Origin of the sequence: Azospirillum formosense, assembly GCF_013340925.1 — a bacterium.
In the GTDB taxonomy this organism is placed as follows: Bacteria; Pseudomonadota; Alphaproteobacteria; order Azospirillales; family Azospirillaceae; genus Azospirillum; species Azospirillum formosense.
Genome location: NZ_WHOR01000508.1, coordinates 1 through 1,220, shown reverse-complemented (window position 1 = coordinate 1,220; position 1,220 = coordinate 1). Strand labels below are relative to the sequence as shown.

The window sequence follows — 1,220 nt, the reverse complement described above, 5'->3', positions numbered from 1 at the left end:
TGATGACCTGCTGCCAGTCGATGCCGATCCCCAGGATCGACATCGACTGGCAGCAGGTCATCAAGGGGATGGTGCTGCTCGCCGCCGTCACCATCGACGTCTACAACAAGAACAAGGCGTGAGGACCGTCATGACCCGTCCCACCCCCGCCCCTCTCACCCTCGGCATCGTCGGCTTCGGCAAGATCGCCCGCGACCAGCATGTCCCGGCCATCGCCGCCACCGGCCTGTTCCGCCTCGCCGCGGTGGTCAGCCCGCACGGGGCCGCCCTGGAGGAAGCTGGGCTCGGCGACGTGCCGGTCTTCCGCAGCCAGGCGGAGATGCTGGCCGCCCTGCCCGGCCTCGACGCCGTGGCGATCTGCACGCCGCCCGCCGTCCGCCACACCCTGACGGTGGAGGCGCTGCGCGCCGGCAAGCATGTCCTGATCGAGAAGCCGCCGGCCGCCACCCTGACGGAGCTGCGCCTGTTGCTCGAAGCGGCGGAGGACGCCACGCGCACGCTGTTCGCCGCTTGGCATTCCCGCTTCAACGCGGCGGTGGAGGAGACGCGGCGGCGTCTGGCCGGCGCCACCGTCCGCCACGCCGCCATCACCTGGAAGGAGGACGTGCGGCGCTGGCATCCCGGCCAGGACTGGATCTTCGCGGCGGGGGGCTTCGGCGTCTTCGATCCGGGCATCAACGCCCTGTCGATCCTGACCGAAATCCTGCCCGGCCCCGTCGTCGTCCGCGACGCCGAACTGCGGGTCCCCGCCAACCGCGACACGCCCATCGCCGCGACGCTGAGGATGGAGGGGGCTGCGGGCTCCGCCGTTGGGACGGTGACCGCCGCCTTCGACTTCCTTCAGGAAGGCGAGCAGACCTGGACCATCGCCATCGAAACGAACAGCGGACGGCTCGACCTCACCCACGGCGGCACGCGGCTGAGCGTGGACGGCGTGCCGGCGCTGGCCGAGCCCGACGCCGAGTACCAGGGCATCTACCGCCGCTTCCACCGTCTGATCGCGGACGCGGCCGGCGACGTCGACGCCCGTCCGCTGCAACTGGTCGCCGACGCCTGTCTGGTCGGGCGCTGGCGCACCACCGACGCCTTTCACTGGTAGGCCACTGGCAAAGCGCCTGGCGCACCGCCCGGCCGACTCCCGACGACGCCCCGAACGAGGCTCCGAACGACCCCCTGGATCTTATACACATCTGACGTCGCCCACGCCACACCCTGTGTGG

1 protein-coding gene is annotated in these 1,220 nt (G+C 71.1%); it reads left to right on the top strand.

Annotated features, from left to right (window positions below):
• Nucleotides 1–130 precede the first annotated feature (130 nt).
• Nucleotides 131–1,099, top strand: coding sequence for a Gfo/Idh/MocA family protein (locus GBZ26_RS29460; RefSeq protein WP_174441814.1), 969 nt, complete (start codon nucleotides 131–133; stop codon nucleotides 1,097–1,099).
• The last annotated feature ends 121 nt before the right edge of the window (nucleotides 1,100–1,220 follow it).